The organism is Endozoicomonas sp. SESOKO4, assembly GCF_024606275.1.
This window is the reverse complement of the sequence record NZ_JAHHPS010000090.1, coordinates 1-4,298: the sequence shown is the minus strand read 5'-3', so window position 1 is coordinate 4,298 and position 4,298 is coordinate 1. Positions and strand designations below refer to the sequence as shown.

Sequence of the window (4,298 nt, the reverse complement as noted above, 5' to 3'; positions counted from 1 at the left end):
AGTTCACCATTGCAGTCGATAAAGTGGCTGCCAGTGGTGGTTATATGATGGCCTGTACGGCTAATCAGATTGTTGCTGCGCCTTTTGCCATAATTGGCTCCATAGGGGTTATGGCTCAGCTGCCCAATATCAACAAATTGCTTAAGAAACATGACGTTGATATTGAACTGCACACTGCCGGTGAATTTAAACGCACTCTGACAGTTCTTGGTGAAAACACTGAAAAGGGCCGTGATAAGTTCAAGCAGGATATTCAGGATACTCATGAGCTGTTCAAAGATTTCATCAAGGAAGAACGTGAGCAGGTGAACATAGAAGAGATCGCCACCGGTGAAATCTGGTATGGCCGTCAGGCAATTGCGAAAAACCTGATTGATCAAGTCATGACCAGTGATGAATATATCTATAGCAAGGTAGACTCAGTAGACATTATTCAGGTCAGCTATGAAGTGAAAAAGGGAATGGCCAGCAAACTGGGCCTGGCCGCTGAAACGACTCTCGATAATGCCTTTGGAAAAATCTGGGAAAGATTGTCTCAGGGTCGATACTTTTCTTAACTGCTCCAAAGTTGTCTGATCGGGATAGAGCGTAGCTGTGAGGCTACGCCCTATCCCGATTTAGTCTCTTCTCAGCTTTTCCGACACAGCTATGGGTGATTCATAATTAAACACTACAACGTAGGAAGAGATGATTAAAGTCAGTATGGCAGTTGCCTGGACGACGTGAGCTGCTATCTCCCCGATTAACATCTGTCCCGTTGCCAGTACTGCAATCAGAATAGAAAACTCACTGGTCTGGCCCAATCTGAAACCTACTTCCCATGCCGTTGATTTTTTCTCATTGGCTCTCAGCAAAATACCAAATGTGGCGGGTTTAAGAAGCAGACAAATAACTGTCATGATCAGGGCAGGTAGCCAAACATCTCCAAACAAATTCAGGTTAAAGCTGGCACCGATTGAGAAGAAGAACAGAACCAGGAAGAAATCTCTCAATGGCTTTAGATTAATGGCAATGTATTGAGAAATCGGGCTGGTAGCAATGCTGACCCCGGCAATAAAGGCACCAATTTCATAGGAAAGATTCAAGGCATGGGCCAGTTCAGCGAAGCCAAGACACCAGCCAATGGCTAACAGGAACATGTATTCATGAAACCGGTCAAAGCGTGCCATCAATGGCAACAGAGCATAACGAACTGCCAGAAAAGCCGCAGCTATGATCATGGGTAATGCGGCGAGAGCCATCAGAACGTCCATTCTACTGTTAGCAAATCCACCATCAAAGTTGTAAAGCAACAGGAGAACCAGAATCGCCAGCAGATCCTGCAAAAGCAGCAGACTGACAAGAATCTCTCCGGTATGTTTGTGATGCAGTACCGTGGTTGGCAATAATTTGATACCAATAATCGTACTGGAGAACATCATTGTAGCACCGGTTATGACGGCTTCTTTTTGGCTGAAACCAAATGCCAGCCCCAGTCCATAACCGGTTAGTGCAAATATGATCGAACTGATGAGTCCTACCGTAGCTGTTTTCTTGAGCAGATGACCAAGGTGAGCAGGCTGCATATCCAGTCCAAGCAAAAACAACAGGAATATAATTCCGACGTGAGCAATATCATTTAAAAGCCCGGTATCCGTAACCATTTCCATGCCATAGGGGCCGAGGAAGGCACCCAGTACGATGTAGGCAACCAGAAGAGGTTGACGGGTAAATAGCGCGGCAGTAGCGAGTATTGCAGCACCACTGAAGATAAGAAAGAAAGAGAAGAGCAGGGAACCACTTTCCATTAGACTCGCCAGATAAATGATTGTTTATAAAAGGGCTATTCCAGCCCGCATTTTGCTTGAAGCTAAAAGACCAAGTATATACCCAAGGTTGGGAGTCCGGTAAACAAGAGAAGGGTAGGGCTGCAGATTGGATTGCAGCCCTTAACAAGATGGATCAGGCTCTTCTAAGATACCTTTCTTTTTCTATAGAGTGGTTCAGGGTCATCACTGCTTCCCTGATACCTGAGGCTAAAAGTATCCAATGCCTTGATAGCATCTTCTGCTTTTTGGTCTTCTCTCAGGTAATAACTTGAAAAGCCACAACGCTGCAACATGAAAATCTGATCGATAAGCACGTCACCCACGGCTCTGATATCCCCTTTGTAATGATAACGGTCCCTGAGGATGCGGCAGAGAGAATAGCCTCTACCATCAATAAACTTGGGAAAATTAATGGTGATCAAGTCGAAGCTGGACAGTATGTCAGCATAACTTTCGACATTGTCATCACTATCAAGGAACAAGCCTGTTGGCTGCTGCTTTTGTTCAAGCAGTTTCTCATGTTGATCGAGTTCCCTGGCCGGGATCAACAGTGTCCCTGTAAATGCCAGATCTTCAGATTCAGAATCCAGAATCTGGTAATCATCCTCAAAAACTTCGTTATTTTTAAGCAGCCTGGGCATACACACGCTCCTTGAAAGGGGTTATGCCAATGCGCTGGCAGGTATCAATAAACAGTTCATCTTCACGACGCTGCTCTATGTAAACATTGAGGATTTTCTCAAGCACGTCAGGAATTTCTTCACGCTTGAAGGACGGTCCAATAATCTTGCCCAGGGTTGCCCCTTTTGAAGCAGAGCCACCGACCTGAACCTGATAATATTCAATGCCTTTTCTGTCAACACCCAGAATACCTATATGACCCACATGGTGATGGGCACATGCATTCATGCAACCTGAAATGTTCAGGTCCAGCTCACCGACGTCATGCAGAAAGTCGATATCGTCGAACTTGCGCTGAATCTCTTCTGCCAGGGGAATAGATCGAGCATTGGCCAGTGCACAGAAATCACCACCCGGGCAGCAGATCATGTCGGTTAATAGGCCACGATTGGCCGTCGCCAGACCGACAGCTGACAATTTTTCCCAAAGTTCAATCAGTGCCGTTTGTTCGACGTCTGCAAATATCAGATTCTGCTCATGGCTGACTCTGAGCTCTCCAAGACTGAACTGATCGGCAAGATCAGCAATCACATCCAATTGTTCTGCAGAGACATCACCAGGAGCCTCCCCGGTAGCTTTCAATGTCACAGTAACGGCACAGTAACCCGGTTTCTTATGGGCAAATACATTCTGCTTCAGCCAGGAATGGAAACCTATCGGTGCTTGCAAAGCAAGATCATTAAAGTCCTGATCCACCAGACCTTTGTATTCCGGATCAATGAAGTGCTGGCTGACACGCTCTATTTCGGCTTCAGGCAAGAGAGATGCAGAGTCTTTGATCTGCTCCCATTCTGATTCCACTTTCTCGGTGAACACCTCAGGTGTCATTGCTTTTACAAGAATCTTGATGCGCGCCTTGTATTTGTTATCACGACGACCATAGCGGTTATAAACCCTCAGAATGGCATCCAGATAGGTCAACAAATGCTCAGGCTCTATGGACTCCCTGATGACACTTGCCACCATGGGTGTTCGTCCCAGTCCACCACCGGCCAGTATCTTGAATCGAACATTGCCATTCTCATTTCGGAAGGCATGAACACCAATGTCATGAACCATAGTGGCAGCACGATCTTCTTCAGAACCACAAACGGCGATTTTGAATTTTCGGGGCAGAAAGGCAAATTCCGGATGGAATGTGGACCACTGACGGATGATTTCACACCAGGGTCTTGGATCTACAATTTCATCTCGGGCAACACCGGCAAACTGATCGGTAGTCGTGTTACGAATACAGGCTCCACTGGTCTGCACTGCATGCATCTCAACTTCCGCAAGATCAGCGAGAATTTCAGGAACCTGCTCAAGCAGAGGCCAGTTCAACTGAACGTTTTGACGGGTAGTGAAGTGCACGTAGCCCTTATCGTATTTGCGCGAGATTTCAGAGAGTCTTCTGACTTGGCGGGTATTCAATAAACCGTAAGGAATTGCGATCCGCAACATGGGAGCAAAACGCTGGATATAGAGGCCATTCTGCAGACGCAGGGGCAAAAAATCGTCCTCTGCGATCTCACCGGCGAGGTAACGTCGAGTCTGGTCTCTGAACTGACTCACTCTTTCGTCGACGATGCGTTGATCGTACTCATCGTATTTATACATGGGAATAATTTTCTAATTGAGTTGGCGAGCTATCCAATGGCCTGTCTCCGTTAGGCCTCAGGAAATCTGTTTCAGGCTCGATGCAGATTCCAGCCACGACCGAGAATACAAAAGATACCAGTATTTTTGAATTTGTAATAAAAAATTTTTTTATATAACTAGATGAAAACAGCATATCCGAACGCATCTATGCATAAGAGAGATTGATGA

4 protein-coding genes are annotated in these 4,298 nt (G+C 46.0%); 1 reads left to right on the top strand and 3 read right to left on the bottom strand.

Annotation, left to right across the window (positions count from 1 at the left end):
• Positions 1 to 557, top strand: a 557-nt coding sequence (sohB, locus tag KDK16_RS01460; protein ID WP_257274354.1) for a protease SohB, incomplete at its 5' end; no start/stop codon positions are given.
• 60 nt (positions 558 to 617) lie between these two features.
• Here the strand turns inward: sohB and KDK16_RS01455 are convergent.
• From KDK16_RS01455 to KDK16_RS01445, 3 genes are all read right to left on the bottom strand, one after another.
• On the bottom strand, positions 618 to 1,787 hold the full coding sequence (locus KDK16_RS01455; RefSeq protein WP_257274353.1) for a cation:proton antiporter: 1,170 nt from the start codon (positions 1,785 to 1,787) through the stop codon (positions 618 to 620).
• A 164-nt stretch (positions 1,788 to 1,951) separates the two neighbouring features.
• Complete coding sequence (locus KDK16_RS01450) at positions 1,952 to 2,449, bottom strand: DUF934 domain-containing protein (RefSeq protein ID WP_257252622.1); 498 nt, start codon at positions 2,447 to 2,449, stop codon at positions 1,952 to 1,954.
• On the bottom strand, positions 2,433 to 4,088 hold the full coding sequence (locus tag KDK16_RS01445; RefSeq protein ID WP_257274352.1) for a nitrite/sulfite reductase: 1,656 nt from the start codon (positions 4,086 to 4,088) through the stop codon (positions 2,433 to 2,435). The genes KDK16_RS01450 and KDK16_RS01445 overlap by 17 nt, the downstream gene beginning before the upstream one ends.
• Positions 4,089 to 4,298 lie beyond the last annotated feature (210 nt).

Coding starts and splice junctions, on each gene's coding strand:
- KDK16_RS01450 (WP_257252622.1), bottom strand. CDS start 2,449: ATGCCCAGGCTGCTTAAAAATAACGAAGTTTTTGAGGATGATTACCAG.
- KDK16_RS01445 (WP_257274352.1), bottom strand. CDS start 4,088: ATGTATAAATACGATGAGTACGATCAACGCATCGTCGACGAAAGAGTG.
- KDK16_RS01455 (WP_257274353.1), bottom strand. CDS start 1,787: ATGGAAAGTGGTTCCCTGCTCTTCTCTTTCTTTCTTATCTTCAGTGGT.